Raw genomic sequence first — 2,766 nt, 5'->3', positions numbered from 1 at the left:
GGTGGGTGATGACGGGCTCGAACCGCCGACCCCCTCCGTGTAAAGGAGATGCTCTACCAACTGAGCTAATCACCCCCGCTGTGTGGAGTCGCATTATAGGGAGAGTTGAAAATGAGTCAACGCATTTTCTAAAGTTTTTATTCGTTCGTCGTAAAATTAAACAAAACGATCGTGAAACGGGCAATGGCGCATGATTTCTAAACAAAAATCGCAAACTCGGTCACGATAAAGGGATCAACATTGAGGAATCCCCCCACAGTGATAGAATATTGCCCATCGTTTTTTTCCCCAGGATTTGCCGATTGCCGGCATCTTTATAACGTAAGGCCATTTCATGAAAATCAAAACTCGCTTCGCGCCGAGCCCGACAGGCTATCTGCACGTCGGTGGTGCACGTACCGCTCTCTATTCCTGGCTTTTCGCACGCCACAACAAAGGTGAGTTCGTGCTGCGTATTGAAGACACCGATCTTGAGCGCTCCACGCCAGAAGCAATTGAAGCCATTATGGATGGGATGAACTGGCTGAATCTGGAATGGGATGAAGGTCCTTACTTCCAGACCAAACGCTTTGACCGCTATAACGCCGTCATTGATGAGATGCTGGTCGCGGGCACGGCGTATAAATGCTACTGCTCTAAAGAGCGTCTGGATGAACTGCGTGAAGCGCAGATGGCTAACGGTGAAAAGCCGCGTTATGACGGCCACTGCCGCCACGACCATAGCGAGCATGCTGCTGATGAGCCTTGCGTGGTGCGTTTTGCTAACCCGCAAGAGGGCTCGGTGATCTTTGACGACCAGATCCGTGGCCCAATTGAATTCAGCAACCAGGAGCTGGACGATCTGATCATCCGTCGTACCGACGGTTCTCCAACCTACAACTTCTGCGTTGTGGTTGACGACTGGGATATGGAAATTACCCACGTTGTCCGTGGTGAAGACCATATCAACAATACGCCACGTCAGATCAACATCCTGAAGGCGCTGAACGCCCCTGTGCCAGTTTATGCGCACGTCTCCATGATCAACGGCGATGACGGGAAAAAACTGTCTAAACGTCACGGTGCGGTAAGCGTTATGCAGTATCGTGACGACGGTTATCTGCCGGAAGCACTGCTGAACTATCTGGTGCGTCTGGGCTGGGCCCACGGTGACCAGGAGATCTTCAGTCGCGAAGAGATGATCGAATTGTTCTCTCTGAGCTCTGTAAGCAAATCAGCGAGCGCCTTTAATACCGACAAGCTCCTGTGGCTGAACCATCATTACATCAACACCATGCAGCCAGAATATGTGGCGACGTATCTGCAGTGGCATATTGAGCAGGCAAATATTGATACCCGCACTGGCCCTGAGCTGACGGACCTGGTGAAACTCCTCGGCGAGCGCTGCAAAACGCTGAAAGAGATTGCCGAAAGCTGCCGCTACTTCTATGAAGAGTTTGAAGAGTTCGACGCGGACGCCGCGAAGAAACACCTCCGTCCGGTTGCGCGCCAGCCGCTGGAAGTGGTGCGCGACAAGCTGGCGGCCCTTTCCGAGTGGACCGCTGAGAATGTGCATCACGCCATTCAGGCGACGGCAGACGAACTGGAAGTCGGTATGGGTAAAGTCGGTATGCCATTGCGCGTTGCGGTGACCGGGGCGGGACAGTCTCCGGCGCTGGATGTGACGGTTCACGCCATCGGCAAGTCACGCAGCGTGGCGCGTATTAACAAGGCGCTGGACTTTATCGCTGAACGTGAAAATCAGCAGTAATTAGGCCTCAGATAAAAAAACGGCAGGTTACCCTGCCGTTTTTTTATGCCTCTTGTTCCGTGAGACCGAGTCGCGTAAGAAAGCCGTGTATGCCTTCGCGTTTCAATAAGGCGTCCAGACGCCTCTGCTCTGGCTGAGTCATACTCTCCAGCGTCTCAATAATGCCCGGAGACAGGTTTGAAGAGGGTTCACTGTATGAAGCGGTGACCTCAGCGAGATGGTAAACCGCCTGACGGTTACGGATCGCAGGGAGGCTCATAATATGTTCCTTCACGCGCGCATCAATATGAATGAGCCGCGCGCGACCACCCTTCACGCCGTTGAGGCCTTCGGTTTTCCATCCCTGCTGGCGTATCCAGCGATTAACCGTTTGTCTGGCAACGCCCAAACTCTCCGCCAGCTCTTCCGTGGTCATTTTGCTGCGTAATTTTTTCATATCAGTTCTGATCGCGAATCCCTAAACGTTGCAACAAGCCGGTAATCCCTTCCCGCATTAACAGCGATGTCATCTGCTTCTGCTCTTCCGGCGTCATTTCATTGGCCAGCGTCAGGAGCAGCGTGTGAAGCGAACTATCATGACTGACACCTTCTGGCAGTTCGGACGTTTCAGTTGCCCGACGTGCGCTGCGGATAAAGTCACGGACTTTTTCGTTCACATGTACCAGGCGAGCTTTCCCGCCCTGGACGCCTGGTTTTGGTGATGTAATCCAACCCTCTTTGCGTACCCATTTATTGATGGTCTGGCGGCTATAGCCAGTGAGGAGGGCTAACTCTTCTGGCGTCATTCGTTCCTTGATCATGCAATTTCCTGAATATCAGTGGGGTTAATTAACGGCTCATTTTATAGCACCGTTTTACGTGAAAACGTGACAGGCTTAACTCCTGGCTGCGAGCAGGCTCGCAAAGTGATTCATTTGCATGATTTTTCGGCGATTGAATGGCTGGGATTGATTTTGCCGTTGACACCCCGCGGCGGAATTCATATTATGCCGCCCGTCAACATGACAGCTTTACGA

Annotated in this window: 4 protein-coding genes and 1 tRNA gene; 2 read left to right on the top strand and 3 right to left on the bottom strand. The window is 52.4% G+C overall.

What is annotated here, in order from left to right:
• Positions 1-2: 2 nt before the first annotated feature.
• A tRNA-Val gene (locus DEO48_RS12970) sits at positions 3-75 on the bottom strand.
• A gap of 259 nt (positions 76-334) precedes the next feature.
• Here DEO48_RS12970 and gltX point away from each other — a divergent pair.
• A complete protein-coding gene (gene gltX, locus DEO48_RS12965) occupies positions 335-1,750 on the top strand; it encodes a glutamate--tRNA ligase (protein WP_109845406.1) in 1,416 nt (471 codons plus the stop codon).
• Between the two features lie 43 nt (positions 1,751-1,793).
• On the opposite strand, the gene DEO48_RS12960 is transcribed toward gltX, so the two are convergent.
• Together DEO48_RS12960 and DEO48_RS12955 are read right to left on the bottom strand one after the other, a co-directional pair.
• The gene (locus DEO48_RS12960; RefSeq protein WP_109845405.1) at positions 1,794-2,186 is read right to left on the bottom strand and encodes a YfeC-like transcriptional regulator; all 393 of its coding nucleotides are present in this window, start codon (positions 2,184-2,186) and stop codon (positions 1,794-1,796) included.
• A gap of 1 nt (position 2,187) precedes the next feature.
• Positions 2,188-2,550, bottom strand: coding sequence for a YfeC-like transcriptional regulator (locus DEO48_RS12955; protein WP_033146143.1), 363 nt, complete (start codon positions 2,548-2,550; stop codon positions 2,188-2,190).
• Between the two features lie 18 nt (positions 2,551-2,568).
• Here DEO48_RS12955 and DEO48_RS26950 point away from each other — a divergent pair.
• Positions 2,569-2,766: hypothetical protein (locus tag DEO48_RS26950; RefSeq protein WP_219933010.1), on the top strand; the 198-nt coding region annotated here is incomplete at its 3' end.

The sequence above is a fragment of the Enterobacter sp. CGMCC 5087 genome (assembly GCF_003144775.1).
GTDB classification, from domain to species: Bacteria; Pseudomonadota; Gammaproteobacteria; order Enterobacterales; family Enterobacteriaceae; genus Enterobacter; species Enterobacter cloacae_M.
The sequence above is the reverse complement of the archived record's forward strand: the minus strand, read 5'-3'. Positions and strand labels throughout refer to the sequence as shown.